Origin of the sequence: Streptomyces virginiae (genome assembly GCF_040638905.1) — a bacterium.
Taxonomy (GTDB): domain Bacteria; phylum Actinomycetota; class Actinomycetes; order Streptomycetales; family Streptomycetaceae; genus Streptomyces; species Streptomyces virginiae_B.
The window spans coordinates 21,274-46,659 of record NZ_JBEZYV010000047.1; the positions used below are offsets into that span (position 1 = coordinate 21,274).

Below are 25,386 nucleotides of genomic sequence, written 5' to 3' on the forward strand. Positions count from 1 at the left end.
GGCGAGATCGAGGCGGCGGCCGCTGAGGCGTTCGAGGCCACGGAGGGGGCCCGCCGCGCGGGAGTTCGTCCGCGCCGGCGAGCCGGACCCGGTGCTCATGGCGAACGTGGCTTTCGCGACGTTCCCCGAGGCCTTATCAGGCGGGCTGGCAGTAGAAGTCGCCGGCGCCGGTGGGCGGGGTGCCGTCGCAGGCGTGGCTGGTGCCTGCCGAGCCCATGGCGACCAGGACGGTGAGGGCGAGTGCGGTCAGGGTCCTGCGCAGTGCGGTCATCGAGTTGTCCCCCTATGGCTGGCGTGTGCCGGACGGGACTCGGAGTCCGTCCCGGAAGGGAGGCTAGGGCCGGAATCCGGGCCACCGAAGGCGGTATACGGCCAAAGGCTGCCCGAGAAGGCGGCGTGTGACGGAAGGGAGACCGGGATTCCCGAAGCTGGGTGAGCGTGTCCGGCTGCGCTGCGATACCTGGACCGGCGCGCCATGCGCAAGGTCCAGCTGGGTGAGGCGGCTGCTCTCAAGAAGGGACAGCGCAGCGGCCGGCGCCGGGGACAGGCATGGCGCTGCGTCGTCCGTCGGGCTCGGCCCGTGCCCTGGAGGAGGGCGCGGGCCGAGCGAGAGACTCGATCACGTCGGCGCAATTGAGGTGGCCGGGCGCTCCGTCAACTCCGGTGGCCAAGCTGATGAGGTGCTCGATCTCGTGGACCCGTTTTCGCCGGCTTCTGGCTACCGAGAACAAGGTCGTGCGGCCTGAGCGAACCGGCCCGCCAGACGCCGTGAGGAGCCCGGGAACGCATCGGCGGGGCCCTCACAGGTCCGTGGTGGCGGACCGCGCGGGGCGGGGCGCGAGGGCCGGGGGCTCGTGGTGTCCCGGCCCTCGCGTGTCTGGGGTGCTACTTGAGCGCGCCCGCCCCCGTCGTCGTCGCCAGCGACGTCGGAAGGTTGCTCGCCGAGGCCTCCAGGCCCGTCGTGAGGGTCGGGGTCCAGTTGACCGTGGTCTTCAGGTCCTTGGACGAGGCGGCGTTGTAGGCGGCGACGAGGTCGGTCACCGTGCCGTTGACGAGGTTGCCGGAGCCCTTGACCGAGCCGGTGCCGTCACCGCTGAGGAGCTTGGCGGCCTTCGCGCCGGACGGCAGCTTCCAGTAGTTGTTCTCCGCGACGACCTGGGCCTTGGCGCGGGAGTTGATGGTGTACTGCGGCGTGTACCCGTTCAGGGGTGTGACGTCGTAGTAGTTGTTGTAGATGTGGATCTGGCCGATGCGGGCCAGCGGGGCGCGCTGCATGATGCCCTTCCACACGTTGTGGTGGATGGAGACGCGCAGCTTGCCGACGCTGTCGGTGTCGCTGCTGCCGATCAGCATCGTCTTGTCGTGGTTGGTGAACTGGTTGCGCGAGACGGTCACCAGGTCGGATCCCTTGGTGATGTCGAGGGCGCCGTCGTGGATCTGGTACTCGCGGCCGAAGTACTTCGGGTTGGCGCTGTCGAAGTGCGGCGCGTCGGTGAACGTGTTGTGGTCCGCCCACACGTGGGTCGCGCCGCGCAGGGACACCGAGTCGTAGTTGGAGTTCCAGTTGCCGTCGTCGCCGTCGGTCGGGTCCCACTGCGGGAAGCAGTCCTCGGTGGCGGCGAAGGTCAGGTTGCGGACGATGACGTTGTCCACGTTCTGAATCTGGAGCATGGCCCCGGTGAGGCCCGCGTTCGTGCCGGGGACGCCCACGATTGTCGTGTTGGCGGGGACCTTGAAGACAATGTTCTTGCCCTGCTTGGCCTGGGCGGCGGCGCGTGCCGTCTCCTGGGTGCCGGAGGGCAGCTTGGAGCGGCCGTAGGTGGCCGGGTCATAGGCCTTGAGGTAGGCCGGCAGGGAGTAGCCGGTCCCGAGGGCGTAGTCGGCGCAGGTCAGCTTCTTTCCGCTGTCGTCGGTGTTGGCGTCGATCATGCCGTTGATCTTGATGATGCGGGGCGTGGTGTCGGAGGCCGATCCCAGCGCCTTCACGAGCTGCGCACGGGTGGAGACGGTGACGGTGTGGGCGGCGTCGGCCTTCGTGCCACCGGTGGTCCCCGTACCGGAGGCCGCCCAGCCGTCCTTCGCGGTGAGCGTCTGGTGGTACAGGTCGACGGTCCCGGCGTTGGCGTTCATCACGACAGCACCAGAGCCGACGCATGCGGCCACGACGGCCGTGCAGATGACGGCGGCACGACGGGATCGGAGGGACCGGCGGTGGGAGCGAGCAGCCACGGGGCTTCCTTTGCGGGGGAGGAACGGGTTACGCCCTGTCAGTGGCCGCCGCCCCGTGAAAGGTTGCCGCGTACGGGGATCTTTTTTGCAGGCCGGGTCAGCAACCGAACCTCATTCGGGCGAAGAGGTCGTGGGTACCCATCGCGCCACCCCCAGACAGCTGTCGGAGGTGGCTACCTCTGTCTTTGCATGCGCGTCCAAGACGCCGTCCACGGTCCCGGTCCGATCGCGCATCGATTCAGCCGATCGCCTTGACGGCTGCGGGCACCCCGGCCCGTCCGGGCCGGGACCTGCGCCCCGCCGGTCAAGACCGGGAGTGCCGTCAAGTGACAGGCGTGGCTGACCAAGCGCTTGCTCACTGCTACTCTTGCGAATCCCGTCCGGACATTCACATGTCGCACACATGACAGGCAGGCGCCCGGTTTCCGGGCCCCGAGGTCGCTGCGAGGAGGCATCGCCCGTGGCCGCAGTCGTCGATGACGCCGCCTCCGTGGAGTTCCATGCCTTCTTCGAGCGGCACCACGCCGAATTGGCCCGGCTCGCCCACCTGTTGACCGGCGAGGCGGATGCCGCCGACGACCTGGCCGCGGATGCGCTGCTCGCGCTGTGGCACCGCTGGGACCGGGTGCGGGCGAGCGAGCAGCCGGTGGCGTACGCGCGGGGCGTGGTCGCCAATCTGGCCCGGACGCGGATACGCAGAGCGGTGCGCGAGCGGCGGCGTATCGCGCTGTTCTGGGCGCAGCGGGAGGAGAAGACAGAGAATCCGGACGTGGCCGGGGTGGTCGACGTACAAGGGGCGCTGCGCAGGCTGCCGTTCCGGAAGCGGGCGTGTGTCGTGCTGCGCCATGCGTTCGACCTGTCCGAGAAGGACACCGCGATGGCCCTGGGCGTGTCGGTCGGTACGGTGAAGAGCCAGACGTCGAAGGGGATGGCCGAGCTGCAGCGGCTGCTCGGCACGCAGGACGCTCCGCGTAAGGTGCACGCGGCGATGGCGCGTACCGGGAATGCCGGAGGAAGGAACCGATGAGCATGCGGCGGGACGTGCACGACGAGCTGCGCACCCGGCTGCACGAGGCGGCCGGGGCGCACCGGCCCGACCGCGCGCGGATCCTGGCCCGGCTCGAACGCGGCATGGCGCAGGAGGACCTGCCCCGCTCCCGTACGGCCCGCCCTCCCCGGTTCGGCTGGGTGCGCGTGGCGGGCGTCACCGCGGCGGTCGCGGGGATCCTCGCCGCCGGCGGCTACGGCGTGGCCTCCGTGGTGAACGACGAGCCTGCGCAGCAGACGGTCGCGGTCCCGCCGACGCCCGCCCCCACCTCCACGCCCGCCCCGTCGACGGACGCGACGCGCCGGACTCCCTCGCCGGTGGACCCGACCCCCTCGGACCCGGCGCCCGCGGGTCCGACACCGAGCGCCTCCCGCGAGCCCCGCGAGCCGAGCGTCTCCCCGCCGCGTACGCCCGATGCCGGCGCGCCCGCCGCCGGCGAGCAGGACGGGCCGCTGTGGTCGGACGGCTCGGTGGACCCGCACAGCAACGACTTCTGGGCGCAGAGCAACGTCACCCTCAAGACGCGCGAGGTACTGACCGCGCTGACCGTCGAGTTGCGGATCGCCCAGACCGGCGGGGTCACCTCCGCCGGTGCGTGGCGGTCGCTGCCCGAGGCCGACTTCACGCTGACGGTCGCCGAGAAGGACGGTTACCTCGTCCACACCTGGGTGCTCAAGCAGGGTCGTACGGTGCCGGCCGGCCAGTGGATGTTCGCCGGGCAGTACCACCACGCCCGGGGCGGTCGGGACGCCCGGGACGACCGCTACGCGGCCACTGCCCGGACGCGGAGCGAACCGCTCGCCGTGTCGGGCGACTTCGCCCGGCACGACGACTGACCGGCACAACGCGTCCGCGACCGGCGGCAGCCACTGCGCCGGATCCCGGTCGGCCTTGCTCCGGAAGTGCCGGCGGAGGTCGAGGGTCAGGTGCGCGGCCGGGGCGGGAGAGCCTCTTCTTCGGGCGAATCGATCTGCTGTACGCAACTCATGAACCGAAGGCCGGGCGGCGGACCGCGAGTTCCGCCTGGGTGCGGCTACCTGGGCGAGCATGAGTGGGCCGGGCGGCCAGGGTCGGGCCTGGCCATGTCGCCGGGCAGAAACGCCGCAGGGGCGCGCTGCGCCGTCCTGGAGAATCGAGACCGGGCCGCCGCCCTCCCCTGGAAGGAGGTCGTGCGGCTCGCCCTCCCGGCGGGCACTGGCAGGCGAATACCGACACGCGCCGGGGTGGCGTTGGGCGGGCTGTGGGGCGGGCGTTGCCGGAGCGGCCCCGGTCTTGCGGGTCTCTCGCATGATCAGCAGGCCGTTGAGCACCATCGGCGTCGCGGTCAGGCCGGGGACGCCGAGCGCGGTGGCCACGGAGCCGTGGTGTGCCAGCACGGTGGTCATGTCGCCGTAGGCGGCGAGGCCTCCACCAGCGGCTCCCGGCCCAGGCCCGGCGGTGGCCCGTCACCAGCAGGATGCCGAGGACCAGGGCCAGGACGACGTCGCGGATTCCCTTGGTGATCAGGAAGCCGCCGCCGTCGCCGGACGGCCGGCTCGGCGGGCCGAAGCCCGGTGTCGTCGTCTCCGGGCTCAGGATGAATTCCGTCCCGAACCAGAGGATGAAGAGGTTCCCGGATGTCGGGAGTTCGGGGGGTCCGCTGCCGGGCGGGGAGCGGGGATCGTGCGCCCCGGCGCGGGGCCGGCATGCGGGCTCAGGCGAGGGCTGTGACGAGCAGGGCGAAGGCGGCGATGATGACGGCGACGCGGACGTAGTGGAAGCGGTCCCAGCGGTTCATCTGCTCCTTCCAGTCGGCGGGCCGGTTCTCGGGGGTCCACGTCTTGGTCCGGTTGTTGATCGGGACGAGCAGCAGAATCGACATGACCACGCTGAGGAGCAGCAGTGCGCCGGCGGTGACGACGAGGCCGGTGGGGTGGTGGTGCCGTCCGGCGATGGCCCAGACCGCGACGAGGACGAGCGAGGTGATGTACCAGACGGGCATCACGGCGCCGAGCATCCGGCCCCCGTGGGCGCGGCCGAGTTGGCCGCTGTCCTCCGGGAGGGCGCCGAGGATCGGGTTGATGACGAAGGCGACGGAGAACTCCACCCCCACCATCACGCCGACGACCACGGTGGTGATGACCTCGAGTGCGTTGAGCATGACGACCCTCTCTCGTATCTAGCGTTGCTAGCTGATGGGCCAACGCTAGTACTGCTGCCGCTTGATTGTCTAGCGGTGCTAGGATCGAATCATGTCGGTACAGGAACGCAAGGAGCGCGAACGGGCGAAGCGCGAGCGCCTCATCGTGGCGACGGCCCGCGAACTCGCCGAGCAGCAGGGCTGGGACGCGGTCACCACCCGCCGGCTCGCCGAGCGCATCGAATACAGCCAGCCCGTCCTCTACAGCCACTTCCGCGGCAAACGGGAGATCATCGGCGCCGTCGCCCTGGAGGGCGCCGCCGAGCTGGCCGCGGCGGTGCGTGCCGCGACCGCCGCCGCAGGCGGCCCGCGCGAGCGGGTGTCCGCCCTCGCCCGCGCCTACCTCGACTTCGCCGCACGCAACCCGGCGGTCTACGACGCCATCTTCCAGCTCGACGGTGGCCTGGCGTACGCGCAGGAGGACACCCCGGAACCTCTCAAGGACGCTTTCGCCGCGCTGCTGGAGTGCCTGGGCGAGGTCGCCGGGGACGGCGTCGCCCCGGGGCTGTTCACCGAGACGTTCTGGGCGGCCCTGCACGGGCTGGCCACCCTGACCCGAGCCGGACGACTGCCGCCGCAGGACACCGAGCAGAGGGTGGAACTGCTGGTGGACCGGCTCTCCGTGGCCTGACACACCATCGCGCCGGCCGCGTCGGCCCACCTCGCTCCGGAGGGGGCAGCGGTGGGACGCTGCCCCCTTCTCCTCAAGCCCCCATAGTCGTCAGCACGAGGAGACCCCCGTGCCGGACCGCGACGAGGAGGCCGTGTGGGAAGCCATGGTCGCGATGGCCGCGGTGGCGGGTTCGGCCGCGGGGTTGGAGCTGGGGGTGACCGGCGCGGCTCCGGGCGCGGCCGGCTGCAGAGTGAGGACGGGAGCCGAGGCGCCGTGTCCGCCGCCGGTGGACTCCTCCGGTTCGATCCAGCGGTCGGCGCGGCCGTCGTCGCTTCGTGATGCCGGCCGAGGCGGACTCGGACTCCGCGACGAAGGCCAGGGGACGTTGCGGGCCAGAGCGCGGGCATCGCCCCCCTCGACCTCCACATGCGCCGACGTGGTGCGGCCGAGGCCGCGAGGACCGCGATCAGCGCGGCGGCGAGCACGGCGGGGCGGGCTTGGGCACGGGACATGGCGCTCCCCAGGGGGCGGTGAGGAGGCGCCGTGCACGGCCTGCGACGCCCCCTCGGCAGATCCAGGGCCGTCCGCGCGCGGGATGGGGGGCCATCAGGTCGATCTGTCACAGGACGGGGTGTGAAGGTGTCGTTCCCGGTGCGGGGCTGGTCTCGCGTACGGCCGGGAGCGGGCAGGGGCCGAGGCGGGCTTCGGGGGCGTCAGGCGGGTTCGCGGCCCAGGGCGTCGGCCCGCCGGTAGTACTCGTGGAGGCCGTCGAAGAGGGGGTTGGCGACGGCCATGGTGCGGGTGTCGTCGCCGCTCATGGACAGGCCCCGCAGGACGACGTCGAGGCCGGGGGCCTCGGGGGCGTGGAAGCGTTCGTCGTCGATGTCGGCTTCGTGGACGATCTGCGCGATGCGTCGCAGGGCAGGGTCGTCGGTGAGGCGGTGGACGCGCAGGATGGTCTCGAAGCTGCAGTCGCCGTGGTGGTGGCCGAGTTCGGCGCCGCGCATGTCGAAGGGGGTGGCGTCCTTCGGGACCTGGGCGGGGTCGGTGACGAAGACGAACTCGGCTGCGGGGTCGATGAAGCGGCCGATCAGCCAGGCGCAGGCGGCGCGGTCGATGTGGATGCCGGCGCGGGTGGCCCACTTCATGGGGTGCTCTCCTCGGTGGCGTTGGCGGGGTGCAGGGCGTTGACGGCGGCTTCGGCGGCGAGCCGGTCGGGTGGGGGGTAGTAGTCGCGGCGCTGGATGCGCCGGAGTTCGGCGCGGAGTCTGGTCAGCGTGCGCAGCCGTTCGGCGTCGCCGGTGTCGTGGGCGGCCTCGGCCCGGGCGAGGACCTGCTGGTACTCGGTGGCCCGGGCCTGGGTCATGGCGTGGACGAGCTGCTGTTCGTGGCCGGCGGCGGCCGGGTGGGCGATCCACACCGTGGCGTGGCCGCCGAAGTCGGTGACCTCCTCGGCGATCCACTCCAGCTGCTCCTGGGTGCGGGCGTCGGCGGGCAGCGCGATGAGGCCGTCGCTGATCTGCGCGACGCCCAGGCGCTTGAGCTTGCGCCACACGGTGATCCGCGGGGTGGAGGGCTCGCGGGGCAGACGGTAGGAGAGCAGCACCCATTGCTGCTCAATGCCCGGGCTGCTCACGCCGGGTGCCCTGAGGGGTCTGTTCCGGCCGCGTCCAGAGGCTGCAACGAGCTGTTCATGTCCATCCCCCGAGATCTCCCTTCCGACGACCCGAGGACTGATGTAACCATGGTTGCACAGCAGGGGCGGGTGGGGATGCGCGGTCGCGCACGCCCGGGCCGTCCGGACCCCCGGCCGTCTCGTGCGGCTCCATCAGGACGGAGACCGTGCCGGTGACCGCCACCGACCAGCCCCCGAGCACCCCGGACAAAGCCGATCAAGCCCTGGCGGGTGGCGATGTCATTGCGCTGCGGCAGGCGATCCGCGCATGGTTCGCGATCTCCTGGCAGACGTTCGGCGGTCCGGCGGGGCAGATCGCGGTGATGCAGCGTGCCCTGGTGGAGGACAAGCGCTGGATCGGCCAGCAGCGGTTCAACCACGCCCTGAGCTACTGCATGCTCCTGCCGGGACCGGAGGCCCAGCAGCTGGCGATCTACACCGGGTGGCTTCTCAACGGCACCCGCGGCGGGCTGATCGCCGGCACCCTCTTCGTCCTGCCCGGGGTCCTCGCGCTGCTCGCGCTGTCCGCGCTCTACGTCTCCTTCGGCTCGACGGCAGCCGTCACCGGCGTGTTCGCCGGCCTGGCGCCCGCGGTGGCCGCCATCGTCGTCCAGGCCGTCTCCCGGGTTGCCAAGCGCTCCCTGACCCACCCACTCCTGGTCGCCCTCGCCGCCGTCTCCTTCGCGGCGCTGGCGTTGTTCTCGGTGCCGTTCCCCGCCGTGATCGCCGCCGCCGCTCTCGCCGGATGGCTCATCGGCCACTTCAGGCCCGGCGCCCTGAAGCCCGCGGCCGGGCACGGGTCCGGTGACGGGCCGCCGCCGCTGATCCCCGATGACGCCCTGCACCACGAGCAGGCCGGCCGTCGGCGCACCTGGCGCATCCTCACCGCGGGCCTGCTGCTGTGGGCCGTCCCGGTGGCCGCCGTCGCTCTCCTGACCGGCGCCGACAGCGTGTTCACCACCCAAGGCCTGTTCTTCTCCGGCACCGCGCTGGTGACCTTCGGCGGCGCCTACGCCGTCCTGGCCTTCGTCGCGCAGCAGGCCGTGCAGACCTACGGCTGGCTCAGCGCCAAGGAGATGGTCAGCGGCCTCGCTCTGGCCGAGACGACGCCGGGTCCGCTGATCATGGTGGTGCAGTTCGTCGCGTTCCTCGGCGCCTACCGCGACCCCGGCAGCCTCGACCCGTGGGCCGCGGCCCTGCTCGGCGCCCTGCTCACCACCTGGGTCACCTTCGTGCCGTGTTTCCTGTTCATCTTCCTCGGCGCCCCCTACATCGAGCGCCTTCGCGGCAACCGCAGGATCTCCGCCGCCCTGACCGGCATCACCGCCGCCGTCGTCGGCGTCATCGCCAACCTCGCCCTGTACTTCGCCGAACACACCCTCTTCACAGACGTGGCCGACAAGAGCTTCGGCCCTGCGCACATCACCCTGCCCGACCTGGCCACACTGCGCCCTGCCGCCCTCGCGACCGCCGTGATCGCGGCGCTGCTGATCTTCAAGCTCCGCTGGAGCGTCCTGCGCACCCTCGGCGTCTGCGCGGCCCTCGGACTGGGCGCAGCCGTGGTAGGCCTTCCCGGCGTCTGAGCCGTCGGGCCGGCCGAGGATCCGCTACAGGGCGGCGTCGGCGGGGGCCGCGGCGGCGGGTGGGGTGTCGCGCAGGCCCATGCGCAGGTGCTCGACGTGGAAGAGGGCTTGGTCCAGGAGCTGGGCGACGTGGTGGTCGTAGAGGGCGTAGATGATCGAGCGCCCCTGGCGCTCTCCGGCGACCAGGCCGAGGTTGCGCAGGAGGCGCAGCTGGTGGGAGCAGGCGGAGGGTTCCATCTCGACGGCTTCGGCGAGTACGGCCACCGCGCACGGGCCTTCCTGGAGGCGGGCGAGGATACGCAGCCGGGAGGGGGTGGCCAGGGCCTGGAGGGTGGCTGCGACGTCGGCGGTCCCCACGGCGTCGAGGCGTTCGCGGGTGGTGGCGCGGTGTCCGCCGTCGGTTTCGTGGCCCATGGCGCCCATCCTACCGGCAACACATGAAGACCTGTTCAGGTGTTCTTGTATGGTGGTGGTGTCGCACAGAGCCGCCAAGGTCCTGGGCCCGGCCCTCCCTTCGTCTCCTGGAAGGCGCTTTTGCCGTGAGCACCCACCACGAACACGATCACAACCACGGCCCTGCCGACGGGCATCACGACGGCCATGGCCATGGCCATGGCGGTGCGGGTTCGCGGTGGTCGCGTCTGCGTCATCTGCGTCATCACGTCGCGCATCTGGTGGCCCCGCACAGCCACGAGGCGGGCGACAAGGTCGACTCCGCGATGGAGACCTCGAAGGAGGGCATGCGCACCCTGTGGCTGTCACTGGGCATCCTGGGTCTGACCACCGTCGTCCAGGCGGCGGTGGTCGCCCTGTCGGGATCCGTGGCGCTGCTGGGCGACACCGTCCACAACGCGGCCGACGCGCTGACCGCCGTCCCGCTGGGCATCGCGTTCGTACTGGGACGGCGGGCGGCGAACCGCCGCTACACCTACGGCTACGGCCGCGCCGAGGACCTCGCCGGCGTCGCCATCGTGCTGACCATCGCCGCGTCCTCCGCCCTGGCCGCCTACACGGCCGTCGACCGGCTGCTGAACCCGCGGGAGATCACCCACCTGTGGGCGGTGGCGGCCGCCGCACTCGTCGGGTTCATCGGCAACGAATGGGTGGCCCGCTACCGGATCCGCACCGGCCGGAAAATCGGCTCGGCCGCACTGGTCGCCGACGGACTGCACGCCCGCACCGACGGCTTCACCTCGCTCGCCGTACTGTTCGGCGCGGGTGGCGCTGCCATCGGCTGGAGGTACGCCGACCCCCTCGTCGGCCTGCTCATCACCCTCGCGATCCTCGCGGTGCTGCGCGGCGCGGCCCGGGAGGTCTGCCGGCGGCTGATGGACTCCGTCGACCCCGCCCTCGTCGACAACGCCGAGCACGCCCTGCGCAGTGTGGACGGCGTCCGCGGTCTGGGGCAGGTGCGGATGCGGTGGATCGGACACACCCTGCGCGCGGAGGCCGACATCGTCGTCGATCCGCAGCTGACGGTCGTGCAGGCCCACGAGCTCGCGGTCGCGGCCGAGCACGCGCTGATCCACGCGGTGCCCCGGCTGACCGCCGCGACCGTTCACACCGACCACACGCACAGTGCCGGCCAGCACGCCGTGCTCGCGCATCACGGGGCGGGCTGACCCACCCTGACCCCGCCCTGACCCCACCCAAGAGCCCAGAACGGCCCGGCCGCCGGCTCCCCCGGTCTCGTGCACGAAGGCGCCCTTCTGCGGCCCATCACCCGACCGCCGCGCCATGCAGCAGCACAGCCCGCGGACCGAGATCCGCTCCGGCGAACCCGAAAACCGGCAAGGCGGACGCTGTGGTGCGTGCCCCTGTCCGCCCGGCGCGGCCACCGAGCAGGTGCAGGGCCTTGGAGCGGGTGGTGCCGAGCGCGGTGGCCCCCGCTTCGGCCCGCATGCCGTCGTCGCACAGCACGCCAGGCGGCCTCCGGGCACCCGGGCGGCGATCCAGCCGCGCTGAAGCGGCCGGTGCTGGAGCGGCCGACCTGGCGGCCCGACATCCGGGCCGCGGTCATCTCCACGGCGCGGGTCACCATGCACCGCAAGACGGCCAACACCGCGAAGGCCACCGGGCAATACCCGCTCGGTGTTCTGTCCGAGTCGTCTACCCGAGCCCGGGGCCCTCCCCGCTCGACTTCCTGCCGTTACACCACCTCCGGCAAGCCCCTCCCCCGGGCTTTCCGCCTCGGCACCACGCCCGGCCTCGCGAAGGTCGACTGCGTCCAGCAGATGGCGTGGGCCGTCGATTGACTCCAGGACATCCACTTCGAAGACGGCGGCACCCGCGCCGACCAGCTCGAAGCCGAATTCACCGACCTCGCCTCCATCGACGTGTCGTTCCAGGCGGCCAGCGTCCGCCCGCAGCAGGAGGCATACCCCTTCAGTGAGCCGAAGCACGACAGTGGCCGCGTTCTCGGGGCGGTGCCCGGGTCGGCTGCCGGCCCGGGCACCCGGTTCACGTCTCTACTCCGTGAACTGGAAGGTCCACGCCTGGCGTCGGTTGTTGACGTCGAGTGGCCTCAGGGCGATACGGGGCGGGAAGATCCGCAGCACGCTGAGGTCCAGGGCCAGCTCCTCGCCGTCGACGGGGCCTCCGGGGACGACGACGTGGAAGGTGTGGGGCTGGTCGCACTGGTAGAGCGCCCACTCGCGCGGCTCGGGGTATCCGACGACCGGCTTGTTCGTCTCCGGCTCGCCGTCGTAGGAGACATAGGTTTCACTGCGGAGATTGCGGATCGTGTAGTTGCCGTTGCTGAGTCTCTCCAGCTGCCACTCCTGCTCGCCGGGGTTGCCGGTGGGAGGCAGCAGGACAACGGGGGTCTTGGGCTCCGATGCCCCGTCCAGCAGCGTGAGCAGCTGCTCGGAAGGGCGGGTGATCGTGTACGTGCCGTTCGGTACGGGTGTCATGGCCGACTCCACTTCTGACGTGCGGCGCCCGTGCGGGTCGCCACTGATCTGTTGGGCCAGGCGGATCCCTTCCCTGCCAACGTGCGACAGAGGGTCGGAAAGGCTCTGCGTCACCCTTCAGGAGTACAGCGAATGCGTCCCGGTGTTCGACCGGCTCGGTGGAGGCGTCCTCCGTGCCTTCCATGGTGTGTCCGGGGGCAGTTGCTCTGCGCGAGATCCCGTTGCCGGCGACTAGCAGCGTGCCCATCCGGTGACAACTACGGCGCCTCACCAACGCCACAACGCAGGTCGGCAGCTGCCGCTGGTGACACCTACCGTGCGTCGGCAGCGGCGCTCACCGTGCCGGTGACCGCCACCGGCGTACCTGTCCGGCGCGGGGGTTGCCTCAGCTGCCGGTCGGCTGCCCGGCGCCTGACGGGACGGGGGCTCGGCCCGGCGCGGAGTGTCCTGTCGGGCTCTTGCTGCTCCGCCCGCACGGGCGGCATCAACGGAGCCCTGGAGGGGGCGGCGCAGCAGTTGGGTGGGGCCGTCGTGGTTGCCGTTGCGGTCGGCGGGTGGGTAGAGGCTGTCGATGAGGAGATCGCCTTGGCGCTGCCGGGGCCGGAGGGCACGGTGCCGCATGCAGCCGGCTGCCCGGGCGGCGCTCACGGGCGGTGGGACGGAGGGCCTGCGCGTCCGGCTGACAGCGGACGCGGCCGCGCTCAAGGCGCACGGGACAACCCGCTACGGGCGGCGGCGCCGGCGGGGGCAGGTCCCGCCGGCGCGCTGACCCGCGGTCGGCCTGTCTCAGCCGATGCGTCGAGGAGTTCGTTGCACGCCTGTTCGCAGGAGCGGCAGGCTTCGGCGCAGAGGCGGCAGTGCTCGTGCATGTCCGCGTGGCGTCCGCATTCGTCGCCGCACGCCTTGCAGACCATGGAGCACGCCTTGAGGATCGCGGCGGTGATGTTGGCGTCGTAGCCGGTGTGGCGGGAGAGGACCGCGGCGGTGGCGGTGCAGATGTCGGCGCAGTCCATGTCGGTGCGGATGCACTTGGCGAGATCGCCGACCATGCCTTCGGACAGGCAGGCGTCGGCGCACGCCGTACACGCCTGTGCGCAGGCGATGCACTCCTCGATGCCTCCGCACCCCTGCGGGGCCGGCGATCCGGGGCGGCCGCCATGGAAGCCCCCGGTACCTCCAGCCAACCTCCGGACGCGGGGCCGCACGGCTGCGGTCAGTGGTAGGCGTGGACGACGGCGTGGCCCTTGCCGCGGCCGATCATCCACTTGTTCACCGGCGTCGTGACCACGAAGGCCACGGCGAAGCCGCCCAGCAGCGCCGTCCAGAACAGCGCGTCCGACAGGTGGGCGTCCATCGCCCCGGGGACCAGGGCGATGATCCCGTTGTCGACGAGCTCCATCACCGCGATCGAGACGGTGTCAGCGGCCAGCGCCACCTTCACGGCCGTCTTGAAGTCCAGGCCGGCCTTGCGGACCGCGAACAAGGTGAACGAGTAGCCGAAGACGAACGCCAGGGTGATCGCCAGGATCATCGTCTGGGCGTTGCCCCACATCAGGGCGGTGCCGATGACCATGCCGAGGATCTCACCGATCGCACAGCCGGTCAGGCAGTGCAGCGTCGCCTTCGCCGCGGCCCCCCACGTCACCCCGCCCCTCTGATGCCCGGCGTGACCGGCGTGCGCCTGGTGCGCGGCGTGGTCGTGCGCGGTGCTGGTGTGGTGTGCGCTGTGGTCCATGACCGTCATCCCCAATCCCGTCCAGTGTGACCCCGCCCCCGCGGACTCACACCACCACCATATACCCCCCAGGGGTATGTGCAAGAGGCGGCGGTGTTCCCGGATCCTGCTCGCGCGGTGACCTACGGACCGGTACGCAGGTGCGGGCAGCCCAGGAGCGCGTGCATGGGAGGGGGGCGTCGACTCAGGCCACGCAAGGACACGGCCGCCATCGGGGTCGGGATGAGGCCACCGCCACACCCAGGGCTGTCACGGCCCAGGACCTGCTGGGAGGTAGAGGTTGAGGAAGTACCGCATGGCAATCCAGGCCGCTCCCAGCAGTGCCATCGCCAGGTTGGAGACGCCGAGACCGGGTGCGCCGGATGACGAGCGGCATCAGCGGCGACTTCGCGGACCGAGGACGAACACGACCAGCAGGGCAGCGCCTGCGATCAGCCGTCGCCGGTCGGAGGCATCGACAGCGTTCTTCCACTGGCCGCCGGCCGTCACAGGAGAGCCAGGATCGCGAGCGCTCCGCCCACGTCGACGACCGCGCACCATTCGGACCAGGCCCTTGGGACAACCCGGCCCGTGCGGTGGTGGGCGATGTCCCAGACGCCGTGAGCCAGCCAGCCTGCGGCCACCACGTGCAGGCCCACGGTCTCTCCCAGTGCAAGGGCCAGCGCGGCCACGGCGGCCAGGCCGACAAGGCCTGCCAACTGAAGGGCCAGAATGCGGAGGTCGCGCAGTTCTCCGCGGAACGCCCCGAAGAGCAGATAGCAGACCGGCATGATCGCGAGCAGAGCGGCGAGCATTGCGAGGGGCGGAACGCCGTCCACGAAGGTTGCGATCACTACTGCGACCGCGGCGACGGTGGGCCAGCGGTGCACCAGCCGGCGCGGCAGGGTCCCCGTGGTGTTCTCAGGTGCGGAGTTCATCGCGTTCCTCTCGGCGGGGGGTGCACCAACGGCTCCACCGTCCAGGCAGATCGAACGTCGCGGAAGAGCCGGAAGGAACGAGGTCCGGCTTCTTGGGGTACCCGTCCTTCCGGCATAGGGTCACCGCATGGCGGAGCGGCTGATGGTGGTGGTCGGATACGAGGCAGCCGAATTGCTGGACATCGCCTGCGTGACGACGCCGTTGGGCATGGCCAACGGGATCGGTACGCCGACTGTGCCGTACCGGGTGCGCCTGGCCGGGCCGGGCGGCACTCCTCTCGTCTGCGGTACGGGGCTCACGCTGGGTGCCGACGAGGCCCTCGAACGGCTTGTCGGCCCACTGGACACCCTGATCGTCTCCGGTGGCGTCGGTTTCGAGCGGGCGGCGGCCGACTCGCGGCTCGTGGCACACGTGCGCCGGCTGGCGAAGGAGAGCCGCCGCGTGGCATCGGTGTGCACCGGGGCGGCGGTCCTGGCCGCCGCCGGGCTGCTCGACGGGCGACGGGCGACCACGCACTGGCGGTATGCGCGTGCACTCGCCGACGAGAACCCGCAGGTCACGTTCGACCCCGCGCCGATCTACGTTCGCGACGGCAACGTCTACACGGCGGCGGGAGTCACCAGCGCCCTGGACCTCACGCTGGCCTTCATCGAGGAGGACCACGGACCGGACCTGGCCCGACAGGTGGCCCGGGACCTGGTCGTCTACCTGCAACGGCCCGGCAGTCAAGCGCAGATGAGCCTGTTCACGTCCGCCCCCGTTCCGCGTGACGAGGTGACCAGGGGAATTGTGGAGCACATCGCGGCGCACCCGGGCGCCGATTTGAGTACGAAGGCGCTCGCCGCGCGGGCAGGGGTGACACCACGGCATCTCACCCGGCTGTTCACGCATCACCTGGGGCAGGCACCGGCCCGCTACGTCCGTCTCGCCCGGGCGGAGGTCGCGGCGCAGTTGCTCACTTCCACCGCCCTGCCGCTGGAGGCCGTGGCGGACCGATGCGGGTTCGGCAGCGCGGAGGCGATGCGGCAGGCGTTCACACGCCGGTTTGGGATCTCGCCCTCGCGCTACCGGAACGCAGCGCGGAAGGCGGAGTGACGCGGCTCGGCGGCCCCGCACCCTCACGCCGCCGTACGCCCGGTGACGCCGTTCACGCCACTCGGGCGGCGGGTGGGTGCAGGGCGGCGAATTCCCGCGGCGCCGACGGGTCGATCGACAGATCCAGCTGCGCCGGGGCGGACCGCCCCGGCGCGTATCTGAGGAGGTCGCCGCCGGCGAAGCGATCCCCGCGCCGTAGGCGCAGACCGCGGCCTCGGCCGGGCCGCACCTGCCTGGTCAGGCGCAGCAGTGGGAGGACGGCGACGTAGGCGGACGAGGGAGTTATCGAGACTTCCTCACCACCATGGGCGGCAGTGGTGCGTCGGCGTACTACGGGCTGATCCCGTTGCAGGACTGCACGCTCTTCACGATGGATTCCAGAGGTGCCGGCACCGGCCCGAGAGGATTCAGCCGGGCCTGTCGCCCCACCCGCCGTGGCGACCTGTTCCTGCACGTCATCGAACGCGGGTGCAGCGACCTCGTCCTCATGGGCATCACCGGCCCTCTCACGGGACGCATGCAGCGCCGACGGCTTCTGGGGCCCGAACGTCTCTTCGGCCCCGGACTTCCTCGCCTGGTATGAACGATGGCTCGACCACATGGCTGCCGGACAGGACAACCGGGCTCTGGAGCTCACCTCACCCCGGCTCCGAGCACATCCGATGCGGCAGCGGCTCGCGCACTCACCGTGAACGCACCACACCGCCCGAGCCGAGATCCTTGAGGAACTGTCGTTGGCCGTCCAGGAATCCGTCCGCGAAGAGCGAGCGGGGCGTGAAGAGCGCAGTGAGCGTGATCTTGAGGTCCGACCGCTCGATGGACTGCTTGAGAAATGAATGGGTCGCGTCCGGGTAGCGCTCGGCGGTCAATACACCGCCCGGGTCCAGCACCTCGCGGTAGACGCGCTCCGTGTCGGCGGTGTCCACGTTCATGTCATGACCCGCGAGGGCCAGCAGCACCGGTACGCCGCGCAGGGCGCGGAGGTCTTGCGTGGCGTCCGCGGTGTAGTTCTTGGAGATGAAGTCCCAGCGATCGGCGGTCATGCCGTCCGCGTCGCCGTCCATGGCCCTGACGTACTCCTCGAAGGTCGCGTGGCGTTCCAGCAGCCGTCGGGTGGTGTCGCTCTTGGCGATCGCCGCGCTGGTACGGCTCGCTGACGCTCCGTCGGCGCGCAGTTCGGCGAGGAGGTGGTAGCGGCCCTGCCGGAGCCAGTTGATCGCGGGCGAGACGGCGATGACGAAGCTCACGGGCGTCTTGGCTGCGACCTTCGGCAGGACCCAGCCTGCCTGGCTGGCGCCCCAGAGCCCGATCCGGTCGCCGTCGATGTCGGGGCGGGCGCGCGCCCAGGCGATGGCGGCGGCCACCTCGTCGGCCCGGTCGTCCATGGACTGGCCGAGCCAGTTCCCCGGCGCGCCCGCGACGCCGGGCTTGTCCCAGGACAGGGAGGCGTAGCCGGCTTTGGCGTTCGCTTCCCACAGGGGTTTGTACCCGTCGTCATGGGTGGCGTCGACGGGGCCGTCGCCGTGGACGTACACGACCAGGCCGTGGTGCTTGCGGCCGTCCTTGGGGGTGGCCAGTACTGCGTTGAGGGTGTGGCCGCCGTGGCGGATCGACACCCGCTGCTCGTCCATGGCGTAGGAGTGCTGCCACAGCACCACACCGACGAGACCGGTGGCCACGACCAGGGTGGTGACCAGTGACCACACGGCTGTGCGGAGCCCGCGCCGTCGGGGCTGGAGCTGTGGATGCATGGGACTGACCGCCTCTGTTCGGATGAGCCAAGAAACTATCAGCACAAGCACGGTCGTTGGAAGAATGATAGTTTTGAGCTCGGGTTGCAGTGACGAAGGAGGGCACGGCATGGGAGTGGACACGACGGACACCGGCGCCGGACCGGTGGTGGTCAGGCGGGGCCTTCCGGCCGGCGCCGAGCGGCGGGCGGCCGAGATGTACTGGGACGCCTTCGGCCGCAAGCTCGGCCCTGCGCTGAATCCGCCGGACAAGGCGGTGCCCTTCATCGCCGCCCACCTGAACGCCGACCGCGCGGTGTGCGCGCTCCTGGACGGGCAGCTCGTCGGCCTCGCCGGCTACCAGCTCGGCGGCCGTGCCCTCACCGGGGGGTCGGCCTGCGCCGTACTGCGCGCATACGGACACCTGCGGGGGCTGCCCAGACTTCTGCTGCTCGCCCTGTTCGAACGCCACGCGGCCCCCGGCCAGCTCGTCATGGACGGCATCGCCGTGGACCCGGGCATGCGCGGGCGTGGCGTCGGCAGTCTGCTCATCGAGGAAGTGGCCGCCGTCGCGGCGGAGCAGCACTGCCGGGAGATCAGACTGGATGTGATCGACACCAATCCGCGCGCCCGGGCCCTGTACGAGCGACGCGGCTTCACGGCCACGCGGACCGAACGCACGCCGTACCTGCGCGGGCTGCTGGGGTTCGGCGCGGTGACCACCATGCGTCGCGCCGTGGGAACGGGAAGGGCGAGAGAACTGTGAGCGCCGAGGCGGACCCCGTCGAGGTCCCCACCCGCATGCTCGTCCACGCGCTGATCCGCGAGGACGGCACCGTCGGCGCGGACGAGCTCTACACCGTCGCCAACACCCTGGGCATGAGCGACCAGCAGGTGCGGCTGTGCGTCAAACGCCTCGTGGCCGAGGGCCGGTTCACCCACGAGGGCCGCGGCCGCAAGGCGGAGTTGCACGCGACCGCGGACACCACACGTGCCCTGGCTCCCCGTGCGGACTTCCTCCGGCACGCTTTCCGGCAGGACGCCGGGCTCGCGCCCTGGGACGGTGTCTGGCACCTGGCCGCCTTCGCGGTGCCCGAATCGGCGCGCACGGCCCGGGACGCACTGCGTGAGACGCTCGTCCACCTCGGCGGCGCCCCGCTCCAGGGCGGACTGTACGTCTGCGCCAACGCCTGGGAGCCGTACGTCGAAGAAGCGGCCCACCGCCTCGGCGCCCATGGCGCGCTCACCCTTCTCACCACGACCGACCTGCGCAAGGGCGACGCCCGAGAGCCCGTCGAACTCGCCCGCCGCCTGTGGCCCCTGCAGGAGATCGCCGACCGCTACCACCGTCTCAGCCGCATCACCCGGCCCCGCCTGGCCCGGCTCACCGGCCGTGCCCCACTCTCCCCGCCCGCACTCCTCACCATCGCGGTCGAGCTTGCCGCTGAACTGACCCGCGCCATGGAGCCCGACCCGCTGTTGCCGCCTCAGCTCCTGCCCCGGCCCTGGCCCGGCACCCAGGCCCGGGAGCTCGTGGCCCGGTGCTGGGCGGTCCTGCACGAACGAGAAGGCGGCGAGGCCCGCCCAGCCCTCTTCCGCCTCTACGCCGACATCACCCGGGAAGCTGCAGCCCGGGCCCGTCGCTGAAGAAGGACAGAGGGCGTGCACTTCCATTCGCACCGGCCGGTGCATTCGCCGGGGGTACGCCGATGCCTCCGAGACCGACCGGTCACCCGCCCGGCCACCCGGGGTCAGCGCAGGCCGTGGAGGAGCAGGCGGGGCATTGCCCGCAGGAGCGCGGCCGCGGCCAGCCCGATGGCCGCGCCGGCCGCGACGTCGGTGGGGTAGTGCGCGCCGCTGTGCACCCTCTCGACCGCCACCATCACGGTCGGTACGCAGCATGCGGCGCCCGCCCACGGCCATGTGGGCGCGATGGCCGCGGTGAACGCCACGGCGGCGGCGGTGTGGCCGGAGGGGAAGGAGGAGCTGTCAGGGCGGTCCTGGACGTCCGAGTGCGGGATCCACTCCTTGGGTGGGCGGCGCCGCTCGATGAGCTGTTTCACCACTCCGTTGGACAGCAGCTCCGCCAACGCCATGGCCGTGATCCCGGCGGCGGCCGCCTTGCGGCCGCGCCGGCCCCCGCCGGCCGCCATCACCCCCGCGGCCGCCCACCACAGCTTCGTGTGCTCGACCGCCTCCTCGACCGGAGGCAGGAGCCGGCGCGCCCAGGCGGAGTCCCATGCGGCCATCCGCTGGGTCAGGCGATGATCGGCGCCGCGCAGCGACGCCAGGATGTCCATGTTCCCCAGGCTTCCCCCACCTGCGGCGCCGCATGCCCTGCTCATGCCAGGCGGCGGCGGTCCTCGTCACTCCACTTACGGGTGTCCCGGGGCTCGACGTAGGGCTCCTCGTCCTCGGGGTGGCCGCCGGCGATGGCGCGCTGGCGGACCATCTCGGCGTCGAACTCCAGGCCGAGGAGGATGGCCAGGTTGGTGATCCACAGCCAGATCAAGAAGACGATCACTCCGGCGAGGGTGCCGTACGTCTTGTTGTACGAGCCGAAGTTCGCCACGTAGAACGCGAAGCCCGCGGAGGCGATCATCCAGATCACCAGTGCCAGGAAGCTCCCGGGGGTGATCCACTTGAAGCCGCGGCCCTTGGCGTTCGGCGCCGCCCAGTACAGGATCGCAATCATGATCGTGACCAGCAGGACCAGGACCGGCCACTTCGCGATCGACCACACCGTCATCGCCGTGTCACCGACCCCGAGAGCGGCTCCCGCCTGCCGGGCCAGACTGCCGGTGAAGATCACGATCAGTGCACTGGCCACCGCGAGGATCATCAGTGTGATCGTCAGCGCCAGCCGTAGCGGCAGGACCTTCCACACCGGCCGGCCCTCGGGCATGTCGTAGACGGCGTTCGAGGTGCGGATGAACGCGGCGACGTAACCGGAGGCCGACCAGATCGCCACGGCCAGGCCGACGATCGCCACGAGCGAGCCGATACCGGCGTTCCCCTGCAGCTGCTGGACCGCATTGCTGATCACATCGCGTGCGGAGCCGGGCGTCAGCTTCTGCAGGTTGTCCAGCACCTGCTTGGTCGCCGACTCTCCGGCGATACCCAGCAGCGATACCAGCACCAGCAGAGCCGGGAAGAGGGCAAGCACCCCGTAGTAGGTCAAGGCGGCGGCCCGGTCGGCCAGCTCGTCGTCCTTGAACTCCTTCAGCGTGCCGCGCAGCGTCGCCGTCCACGAGTGTTTGGGCATGTCCGACAACCGGTCCGGAGCCCGCTCTTCCACCTGCCCGTCCGGTCCCGCGCCCTCGGTCCGATCCGTCCCCCGCGGCCGGGGGGTGCCGCCGGGCTCTCGTTTCGGTGTATGTGTCATACCCGGCGGCTTTCCTCTCCCGCGCGTCTCATGCACCAACCGCCGGTCCAGCCGGTTCCGGGTGGCCGGCGGGGCAGTCCGCGGTGCGCCGGGCGACCGAAAGCGGCCTCTCACCTGCGGTTGAGCGGCCCCCATACGCCCTGCTGCTGGTGGATCTCCTCCTCCGCCTCCGTGATCACCTTCTGATCGACCCACCCGAGGGGCTCCACGTCCCGCACGAGAGGCTCGTTGTCGGGTCCGCGCCCGGCCTCGGTGCCCACAAGCAGCCAGGGCCTGACCCGGGTGTCCTTGACACGCGGCAAGTGCGAGTAGTCGTACAGGCGTCGCGCGGCCCATGTGCGCAGCGGCCGCTCTCCCCACCAGTCCTCGACGTCCATGGGGTTCGCCGACAGGCCCGGCAGTTCGATGCCGGTGAGCGCGTCCCGGCTCGACGGCTCACACGAGAGATCGAGCTGCGGGCCCATCGACCAGCGCACATACAGTCCCCGTCGGCCGGTGAGCAGCGCCGTCAGTTCGTCCAGCGACCCGATGACCGCCATCGACCAGTCCCGAACCCCGTCCATACGCGGCGGCTACCCAGCTCTGCGCCGGATAGCGGCAGAGCCTTTCCGGACCGCCTGGTCCGCTTTGAGGATCACGGCGCGGGCGGAAGGCGCACGGCGGCGCCATCCCGGCGGAGCGTGCGGGCGCCGACGGGCGGAGCAGTTCTGCGCCCTCGGGCACAACACCGACGCGTACAAGCGAGCGCGTTCCCGCTGCGGGGCGGATGTCAGCCTTCGACGCCCGTGGAGCTGTGGGTCGGTGCCGACCGGTTTGGACTCAGGAGAGCCGCGCTGGACCAGCCCCACGGTGCCGAAGATGAACAGGAAGAACTGGAGGAACTCCGACTGCCAGTTCTCGGTGACGTCCACGGCGAAGTCCGATGACATCAGGTACTCGCCCAGGCCGACACTTCGACACCGTCCACCGCGTCCGACGCCGGGAGCTCATGGGTTTCCAATGCCTTCGCGCAGCTCTGCTTCTCGTCCTGCTCCACAGCCGCCCGGGTCTCCGGCGCCGGCAGGTCGCACGCCTTCGCGAAATCCCTTTCCGCCACGGCCCGTTCGAAGAGGAGCCCCGCATCCCGGGCGCCGTCCACGCGCACGGCGAACGCCCCACACCCGGACGCGAGCTCGCCTGCCCTCCCCGTACATCTGCGACTTCGCCGGCATGCCGGGGGCCGTGGGCGGAGTCGTCCGGGCCGGCGGCAATTCGCCGATCCGAGGGCAGAACCGCGTCGTCAGAGGTCTGTGGCCGGTGAAGCTCGCCAGGACGGCGGGAAGCCGGCGGTGTGCATCACGCGGCTGCTCCGCGGGCAGTCGCAGGGCATGAAGCGATTCCCCGATGCGAGCAGCTACTGGATGCAGACGGTCGAGATGCCCGCCTTTCGGTCCCTCGCGGCGCCGGCGCAGGCGGACGTAGTCGTGATCGGCGCAGGTATCGCAGGTCTCAGCACCGCCTGGGAACTTTCCCGCGCGGGCCGCCACGTCATCGTCCTCGAAGCGGGCCGGATCGCGGCCGGTGTGACCGGTCATACGACAGGCAAGGTCACCGCTCTGCACACGAGCATCTACAGTCAGCTGCGCTCACAGCACGGGGAGGAGGCCGCCGGCCTCTACGCCACCTCCCAGAGCGCCGCGCTCCACCACCTCCTGGAGGTGGCAGCGGAACTCGATGTCGACTGCGAGCTCGAACGGCGTCCCGCCTTCACCTATTGCGAGGACCCCGAGGGAGTGCAGGCACTGCGTACGGAGGCGCAGGCAGCCCGGGAGGCGGGGCTGAGCGCAGACTTCGTCACCGCTACCGGCCTGCCCTATCCGGTGGCGGGTGCCGTCAGGGTCGACGGCCAGGCTCAGTTCCACCCTCTGAAGTACCTGCGCGCCCTCGCCGACGACCTCACCGCGCGCGGCGGGCAGATCTACGAGGGCACCCGTGTCACCGAGCTCGACGAGGGCGAGCCCTGCCGGCTCACCACGGAGTCGGGAGAAACCGTCACTGCCCGGCACGTGGTCGTCGCAACGCACCACCCCGTCTTCGACCACGCCCTGCTGTCGACACGCCTCACGCAGCACCGCGACCTCGTCATCGCCGGCCCCATCCCCGCAGGCCTCGACCCGGCCGGCATGTACATCACGAGCGAGGACGGCAAGCGATCCGTACGCACCGCGCCCGGACCCGACGGTGAGAGGCTGCTGATCGTCACCGGGGAAGCCTTCACGCCGGGCGCCGGCGAAGACACCGAGGCCCGGTACGCCCGTCTCCAGTCCTGGGCCGAGCAGCGGTTCCCCAGCTTCAAGACCACTCATCGGTGGGCGGCCCAGGACAACAGTGCCACCGACACCATCCCCCTGATCGGGCCCATGCGCCCCGGAAACCAGAACGTCTACACCGCCACCGGGTTCGCGGGATGGGGCATGACCGGAGGCGTGCTGGCCGGCCGGCTCCTCGCCTCCTTGATCACCGCAGCCCCCCGCCCGGCATGGGCCGAGTTCTACGATCCCCGCCGCCTGGGATCGGCCGCCCGGACCGCCCCCGCATTCCTCAAAGCACAGTGGGACACCGGCAAGCACTTCGTGAAAGGCCGCCTCGACTCCCTGGGAGACGGCACGAACGGCCCGTGTGCCGCCCTGCGCCCCGGCGAGGGCACCGTAGTACGCGCCCACGGCAGGCCCTGTGCCGTCCACCGCGACGAGCAGGGCGAACTGCACGCGGTCTCCGCCGTCTGCACGCACCTCGGCTGCATCGTCGCCTTCAACAATGCAGAGCGGACGTGGGAGTGCCCCTGCCACGGGTCCCGGTTCGCCCTCGACGGCGAGGTCCTCCAGGGTCCCGCACTCCACCCGCTGGAACAGCAGGACACAGACGGGCTCTGACCCTCGACCGGGACGAACGCCCGGCGAGGTGGTGCGTTCGGCCCCAGCGATGATGTCGCCCGGCAGCTCGCGGAGGCTGGCCCAGAACCTCGCCGTCACGACCGCCACCGAGCTCCTGGCCAGGGAGTGTCGTCGAAGTAGCGTCGGCCGCCAGTAGACCGGACGGAACTCGTCGGCCAGCTCCAGCAGCTCAGGACCGAGCCGAGCGCATCGTTCACAGGTGTGCCGGACGGCTGCCGCGGGTCTACCGCGATCGTGATGCGGCGGCTGTCCGGCCCACGGGGCTTCCCCCGGCCCGTGCCCCGGCGGTTCGGCGGGCTGCGGCCCGATCCTGCAGGCTGCTGCGGCGCAGCAGGCTGGTGGATGTGCAGCGCGGTTTCCCGTTGATGTCGGGGGGCGGGTACAGGCCGTCGATGAGGTCGAGGAGGCGGCGGGGCTGTGGCTGCCAGTTGTAGGCGAAGAACGCGATGCCGCGTCCGTTGAGACGGCGGGCGAATTCGAGGAGGCCGTCCAGGCCGGTGACGTCGATGAAGCTCAGGCGCCGCATGTCGCAGGCCACGACGGTGACGCCGTCGTCGAGGTCGGCCAACGTCTCGTCGAGAGCGGATCGGGTGTGCAGGTCGAGCTCACCGGCAGGGGTGAGGTGCACGGTCGGCCCGTAGCGCCTCATCGGCATGCGGAAGTCCATGTCGTCTCACCTCGCCATGATCGGCTGGTTCGATGCGCTCCCGCCCGATTTTCGGGCGGGAGCGACCCGCGCCGGTCCCGGGGTGCCCGGAGCCGGGCAGCCCGGGACGCTCGGGTCGGTCAGGCAGCGTGCTGCTGCGGGCGCAGGTCTGCTTGCCCGAAGAGGAGGGCGTAGCCGTCGGGGAGTTGGTGGAGGATGCGGGCGAGGAGGTCGGGTCCGGCGAGGCGGGCGGCGACGGCGAGGACGGCTCCGGTGTCCCAGCGGGCGACGGCGGGGGTGGTGCCGGATCGTGCGGCGATGTCTTTGACGAAGCCCCAGCCGGTGGGGTGTTCGGTGTCGGGGATCTGGGCGGTCAGGGTGAGGGCGGCCTCGACGGGCAGGGCCTGTGCGAGGTCGACGCGTTCGTCTCCGGTGATCTGCCGGCCGAGGGCGGCCAGGACGGTGCGGACGGCTTCCTCGGCGCGTTCGCGGGTGGGGTAGGCGCCTTCGTAGCGCACGCGTTCCAGCATCCGGTCGAACGTCGTGGCGGGCGGGGCCTGGTTCGGTCGAGGCTGGTCGTACATGGTGCTGCGGCTCTCTCATGCAGGGCCCGTTCGGGCGGGCGGCGTCAGGTGGGCCGGGGGTGGCCGAAGAGGAGGTCGTAGCCGGGTGGGAGCTGGAGCAGGACCTCGCGGGTGAGGTCCT

Annotated in this window: 25 protein-coding genes and 5 pseudogenes; 10 read left to right on the forward strand and 20 right to left on the reverse strand. The window is 71.3% G+C overall.

From position 1 onward, the window contains the following. Positions 1 to 136 precede the first annotated feature (136 nt). Positions 137 to 271, reverse strand: a complete 135-nt coding sequence (locus AB0F82_RS35215) for a hypothetical protein (RefSeq protein WP_356814810.1) — start codon at positions 269 to 271, stop codon at positions 137 to 139. 614 nt (positions 272 to 885) lie between these two features. After that, complete coding sequence (locus AB0F82_RS35220) at positions 886 to 2,229, reverse strand: pectate lyase family protein (protein WP_362635086.1); 1,344 nt, start codon at positions 2,227 to 2,229, stop codon at positions 886 to 888. 460 nt (positions 2,230 to 2,689) lie between these two features. Here AB0F82_RS35220 and AB0F82_RS35225 point away from each other — a divergent pair, with 460 nt between their 5' ends. Both AB0F82_RS35225 and AB0F82_RS35230 read left to right on the forward strand, forming a co-directional pair. Next, positions 2,690 to 3,256, forward strand: a complete 567-nt coding sequence (locus tag AB0F82_RS35225; RefSeq protein WP_362635089.1) for a SigE family RNA polymerase sigma factor — start codon at positions 2,690 to 2,692, stop codon at positions 3,254 to 3,256. Beyond that, complete coding sequence (locus AB0F82_RS35230; protein WP_362635092.1) at positions 3,253 to 4,113, forward strand: hypothetical protein; 861 nt, start codon at positions 3,253 to 3,255, stop codon at positions 4,111 to 4,113. The genes AB0F82_RS35225 and AB0F82_RS35230 overlap by 4 nt, the downstream gene beginning before the upstream one ends. Before the next feature lie 396 nt (positions 4,114 to 4,509). Here the strand turns inward: AB0F82_RS35230 and AB0F82_RS35235 are convergent. Next, positions 4,510 to 4,879, reverse strand: a pseudogene (locus AB0F82_RS35235) (DUF4267 domain-containing protein); the annotation flags it as partial. A gap of 91 nt (positions 4,880 to 4,970) precedes the next feature. Then, positions 4,971 to 5,417 (reverse strand): DUF1772 domain-containing protein, encoded by a 447-nt coding sequence (locus AB0F82_RS35240; protein ID WP_362635094.1) that lies wholly within the window; start codon positions 5,415 to 5,417, stop codon positions 4,971 to 4,973. Between the two features lie 91 nt (positions 5,418 to 5,508). Here AB0F82_RS35240 and AB0F82_RS35245 point away from each other — a divergent pair, with 91 nt between their 5' ends. Beyond that, entirely contained in the window at positions 5,509 to 6,087 is a 579-nt protein-coding gene (locus AB0F82_RS35245; RefSeq protein ID WP_362635096.1) for a TetR/AcrR family transcriptional regulator, read from the forward strand. Between the two features lie 695 nt (positions 6,088 to 6,782). Here the strand turns inward: AB0F82_RS35245 and AB0F82_RS35250 are convergent. Together AB0F82_RS35250 and AB0F82_RS35255 are read right to left on the reverse strand one after the other, a co-directional pair. Beyond that, entirely contained in the window at positions 6,783 to 7,217 is a 435-nt protein-coding gene (locus tag AB0F82_RS35250; protein WP_362635099.1) for a chromate resistance protein ChrB domain-containing protein, read from the reverse strand. After that, a complete protein-coding gene (locus tag AB0F82_RS35255; RefSeq protein ID WP_356814819.1) occupies positions 7,214 to 7,705 on the reverse strand; it encodes a Chromate resistance protein ChrB in 492 nt (163 codons plus the stop codon). Before AB0F82_RS35255 ends, AB0F82_RS35250 begins: the two co-directional genes overlap by 4 nt. A gap of 212 nt (positions 7,706 to 7,917) precedes the next feature. On the opposite strand from AB0F82_RS35255, the gene chrA reads away from it, so the two are divergent. Next, entirely contained in the window at positions 7,918 to 9,327 is a 1,410-nt protein-coding gene (gene chrA, locus AB0F82_RS35260; protein ID WP_362635102.1) for a chromate efflux transporter, read from the forward strand. A 24-nt stretch (positions 9,328 to 9,351) separates the two neighbouring features. Here chrA and AB0F82_RS35265 read toward each other — a convergent pair whose 3' ends face one another. Beyond that, positions 9,352 to 9,741 (reverse strand): ArsR/SmtB family transcription factor, encoded by a 390-nt coding sequence (locus AB0F82_RS35265; RefSeq protein ID WP_362635105.1) that lies wholly within the window; start codon positions 9,739 to 9,741, stop codon positions 9,352 to 9,354. 236 nt (positions 9,742 to 9,977) lie between these two features. On the opposite strand from AB0F82_RS35265, the gene AB0F82_RS35270 reads away from it, so the two are divergent. Together AB0F82_RS35270 and AB0F82_RS35275 are read left to right on the forward strand one after the other, a co-directional pair. After that, positions 9,978 to 10,949, forward strand: coding sequence for a cation diffusion facilitator family transporter (locus tag AB0F82_RS35270; protein ID WP_436842247.1), 972 nt, complete (start codon positions 9,978 to 9,980; stop codon positions 10,947 to 10,949). Positions 10,950 to 11,297: 348 nt separating this feature from the next. Continuing rightward, positions 11,298 to 11,579: pseudogene (locus AB0F82_RS35275) on the forward strand (telomere-associated protein Tap); the annotation flags it as partial. Positions 11,580 to 11,795: 216 nt separating this feature from the next. On the opposite strand, the gene AB0F82_RS35280 reads toward AB0F82_RS35275, so the two are convergent. From AB0F82_RS35280 to AB0F82_RS35295, 4 genes and pseudogenes are all read right to left on the reverse strand, one after another. Then, positions 11,796 to 12,239 carry an RICIN domain-containing protein gene (locus tag AB0F82_RS35280; RefSeq protein ID WP_362635110.1) on the reverse strand — a complete coding sequence of 148 codons (444 nt, stop codon included), beginning with the start codon at positions 12,237 to 12,239 and terminating at the stop codon, positions 11,796 to 11,798. An 800-nt stretch (positions 12,240 to 13,039) separates the two neighbouring features. Further along, positions 13,040 to 13,354 (reverse strand): annotated as a pseudogene (locus AB0F82_RS35285) (four-helix bundle copper-binding protein); the annotation flags it as partial. A gap of 98 nt (positions 13,355 to 13,452) precedes the next feature. Next, a complete protein-coding gene (locus AB0F82_RS35290; protein ID WP_362635113.1) occupies positions 13,453 to 13,974 on the reverse strand; it encodes a DUF4396 domain-containing protein in 522 nt (173 codons plus the stop codon). Positions 13,975 to 14,459: 485 nt separating this feature from the next. Continuing rightward, positions 14,460 to 14,891 (reverse strand): hypothetical protein, encoded by a 432-nt coding sequence (locus AB0F82_RS35295; protein ID WP_362635115.1) that lies wholly within the window; start codon positions 14,889 to 14,891, stop codon positions 14,460 to 14,462. A 127-nt stretch (positions 14,892 to 15,018) separates the two neighbouring features. On the opposite strand from AB0F82_RS35295, the gene AB0F82_RS35300 reads away from it, so the two are divergent. Continuing rightward, positions 15,019 to 15,987 (forward strand): GlxA family transcriptional regulator, encoded by a 969-nt coding sequence (locus AB0F82_RS35300; RefSeq protein WP_362635118.1) that lies wholly within the window; start codon positions 15,019 to 15,021, stop codon positions 15,985 to 15,987. Between the two features lie 52 nt (positions 15,988 to 16,039). Here the strand turns inward: AB0F82_RS35300 and AB0F82_RS35305 are convergent. Both AB0F82_RS35305 and AB0F82_RS35310 read right to left on the reverse strand, forming a co-directional pair. Next, positions 16,040 to 16,165, reverse strand: a pseudogene (locus tag AB0F82_RS35305) (tRNA (adenosine(37)-N6)-threonylcarbamoyltransferase complex transferase subunit TsaD); the annotation flags it as partial. 505 nt (positions 16,166 to 16,670) lie between these two features. Continuing rightward, complete coding sequence (locus AB0F82_RS35310; RefSeq protein ID WP_362635120.1) at positions 16,671 to 17,738, reverse strand: alpha/beta hydrolase family protein; 1,068 nt, start codon at positions 17,736 to 17,738, stop codon at positions 16,671 to 16,673. A gap of 109 nt (positions 17,739 to 17,847) precedes the next feature. Here AB0F82_RS35310 and AB0F82_RS35315 point away from each other — a divergent pair, with 109 nt between their 5' ends. Both AB0F82_RS35315 and AB0F82_RS35320 read left to right on the forward strand, forming a co-directional pair. Continuing rightward, complete coding sequence (locus AB0F82_RS35315) at positions 17,848 to 18,483, forward strand: GNAT family N-acetyltransferase (protein WP_362635122.1); 636 nt, start codon at positions 17,848 to 17,850, stop codon at positions 18,481 to 18,483. A gap of 35 nt (positions 18,484 to 18,518) precedes the next feature. After that, positions 18,519 to 19,364 carry a PaaX family transcriptional regulator C-terminal domain-containing protein gene (locus AB0F82_RS35320; protein WP_362635139.1) on the forward strand — a complete coding sequence of 282 codons (846 nt, stop codon included), beginning with the start codon at positions 18,519 to 18,521 and terminating at the stop codon, positions 19,362 to 19,364. Between the two features lie 104 nt (positions 19,365 to 19,468). Here the strand turns inward: AB0F82_RS35320 and AB0F82_RS35325 are convergent, their stop codons facing one another. The 5 genes and pseudogenes from AB0F82_RS35325 to AB0F82_RS35345 all read right to left on the reverse strand — a co-directional run bounded on the left by AB0F82_RS35325 (position 19,469) and on the right by AB0F82_RS35345 (position 22,246). Beyond that, positions 19,469 to 20,017 carry a phosphatase PAP2 family protein gene (locus tag AB0F82_RS35325; protein ID WP_362635123.1) on the reverse strand — a complete coding sequence of 183 codons (549 nt, stop codon included), beginning with the start codon at positions 20,015 to 20,017 and terminating at the stop codon, positions 19,469 to 19,471. A 41-nt stretch (positions 20,018 to 20,058) separates the two neighbouring features. Continuing rightward, on the reverse strand, positions 20,059 to 21,102 hold the full coding sequence (locus tag AB0F82_RS35330) for a YihY/virulence factor BrkB family protein (protein ID WP_362635125.1): 1,044 nt from the start codon (positions 21,100 to 21,102) through the stop codon (positions 20,059 to 20,061). 110 nt (positions 21,103 to 21,212) lie between these two features. Next, positions 21,213 to 21,665: a DUF6098 family protein gene (locus tag AB0F82_RS35335; RefSeq protein WP_362635127.1), complete on the reverse strand. Its 453-nt coding sequence runs from the start codon at positions 21,663 to 21,665 to the stop codon at positions 21,213 to 21,215. Between the two features lie 245 nt (positions 21,666 to 21,910). Then, positions 21,911 to 22,052 (reverse strand): annotated as a pseudogene (locus AB0F82_RS35340) (DUF6766 family protein); the annotation flags it as partial. Next, entirely contained in the window at positions 22,031 to 22,246 is a 216-nt protein-coding gene (locus AB0F82_RS35345; protein WP_362635130.1) for a hypothetical protein, read from the reverse strand. The pseudogene AB0F82_RS35340 and the gene AB0F82_RS35345, both read right to left, overlap by 22 nt. A gap of 223 nt (positions 22,247 to 22,469) precedes the next feature. Between AB0F82_RS35345 and AB0F82_RS35350 the strand changes: the two genes are divergently transcribed. Continuing rightward, positions 22,470 to 24,014: an FAD-dependent oxidoreductase gene (locus AB0F82_RS35350; protein WP_436842246.1), complete on the forward strand. Its 1,545-nt coding sequence runs from the start codon at positions 22,470 to 22,472 to the stop codon at positions 24,012 to 24,014. 244 nt (positions 24,015 to 24,258) lie between these two features. On the opposite strand, the gene AB0F82_RS35355 is transcribed toward AB0F82_RS35350, so the two are convergent. Together AB0F82_RS35355 and AB0F82_RS35360 are read right to left on the reverse strand one after the other, a co-directional pair. Then, complete coding sequence (locus AB0F82_RS35355) at positions 24,259 to 24,702, reverse strand: STAS domain-containing protein (protein ID WP_362635133.1); 444 nt, start codon at positions 24,700 to 24,702, stop codon at positions 24,259 to 24,261. Positions 24,703 to 24,821: 119 nt separating this feature from the next. Further along, a complete protein-coding gene (locus AB0F82_RS35360) occupies positions 24,822 to 25,265 on the reverse strand; it encodes a DUF2267 domain-containing protein (RefSeq protein WP_362635136.1) in 444 nt (147 codons plus the stop codon). Positions 25,266 to 25,386: the final 121 nt, after the last annotated feature.

Coding starts and splice junctions, on each gene's coding strand:
- AB0F82_RS35280 (WP_362635110.1), bottom strand. CDS start 12,239: ATGACACCCGTACCGAACGGCACGTACACGATCACCCGCCCTTCCGAG.
- AB0F82_RS35215 (WP_356814810.1), bottom strand. CDS start 271: ATGACCGCACTGCGCAGGACCCTGACCGCACTCGCCCTCACCGTCCTG.
- AB0F82_RS35325 (WP_362635123.1), bottom strand. CDS start 20,017: ATGGACATCCTGGCGTCGCTGCGCGGCGCCGATCATCGCCTGACCCAG.
- AB0F82_RS35330 (WP_362635125.1), bottom strand. CDS start 21,102: ATGACACATACACCGAAACGAGAGCCCGGCGGCACCCCCCGGCCGCGG.
- AB0F82_RS35335 (WP_362635127.1), bottom strand. CDS start 21,665: ATGGACGGGGTTCGGGACTGGTCGATGGCGGTCATCGGGTCGCTGGAC.
- AB0F82_RS35250 (WP_362635099.1), bottom strand. CDS start 7,217: ATGAAGTGGGCCACCCGCGCCGGCATCCACATCGACCGCGCCGCCTGC.
- AB0F82_RS35310 (WP_362635120.1), bottom strand. CDS start 17,738: ATGCATCCACAGCTCCAGCCCCGACGGCGCGGGCTCCGCACAGCCGTG.
- AB0F82_RS35230 (WP_362635092.1), top strand. CDS start 3,253: ATGAGCATGCGGCGGGACGTGCACGACGAGCTGCGCACCCGGCTGCAC.
- AB0F82_RS35290 (WP_362635113.1), bottom strand. CDS start 13,974: ATGGACCACAGCGCACACCACACCAGCACCGCGCACGACCACGCCGCG.
- AB0F82_RS35265 (WP_362635105.1), bottom strand. CDS start 9,741: ATGGGCCACGAAACCGACGGCGGACACCGCGCCACCACCCGCGAACGC.
- AB0F82_RS35350 (WP_436842246.1), top strand. CDS start 22,470: ATGAAGCGATTCCCCGATGCGAGCAGCTACTGGATGCAGACGGTCGAG.
- AB0F82_RS35360 (WP_362635136.1), bottom strand. CDS start 25,265: ATGTACGACCAGCCTCGACCGAACCAGGCCCCGCCCGCCACGACGTTC.
- AB0F82_RS35315 (WP_362635122.1), top strand. CDS start 17,848: ATGGGAGTGGACACGACGGACACCGGCGCCGGACCGGTGGTGGTCAGG.
- AB0F82_RS35320 (WP_362635139.1), top strand. CDS start 18,519: ATGCTCGTCCACGCGCTGATCCGCGAGGACGGCACCGTCGGCGCGGAC.
- AB0F82_RS35240 (WP_362635094.1), bottom strand. CDS start 5,417: ATGCTCAACGCACTCGAGGTCATCACCACCGTGGTCGTCGGCGTGATG.
- AB0F82_RS35355 (WP_362635133.1), bottom strand. CDS start 24,702: ATGGACTTCCGCATGCCGATGAGGCGCTACGGGCCGACCGTGCACCTC.
- AB0F82_RS35295 (WP_362635115.1), bottom strand. CDS start 14,891: ATGAACTCCGCACCTGAGAACACCACGGGGACCCTGCCGCGCCGGCTG.
- AB0F82_RS35245 (WP_362635096.1), top strand. CDS start 5,509: ATGTCGGTACAGGAACGCAAGGAGCGCGAACGGGCGAAGCGCGAGCGC.
- AB0F82_RS35300 (WP_362635118.1), top strand. CDS start 15,019: ATGGCGGAGCGGCTGATGGTGGTGGTCGGATACGAGGCAGCCGAATTG.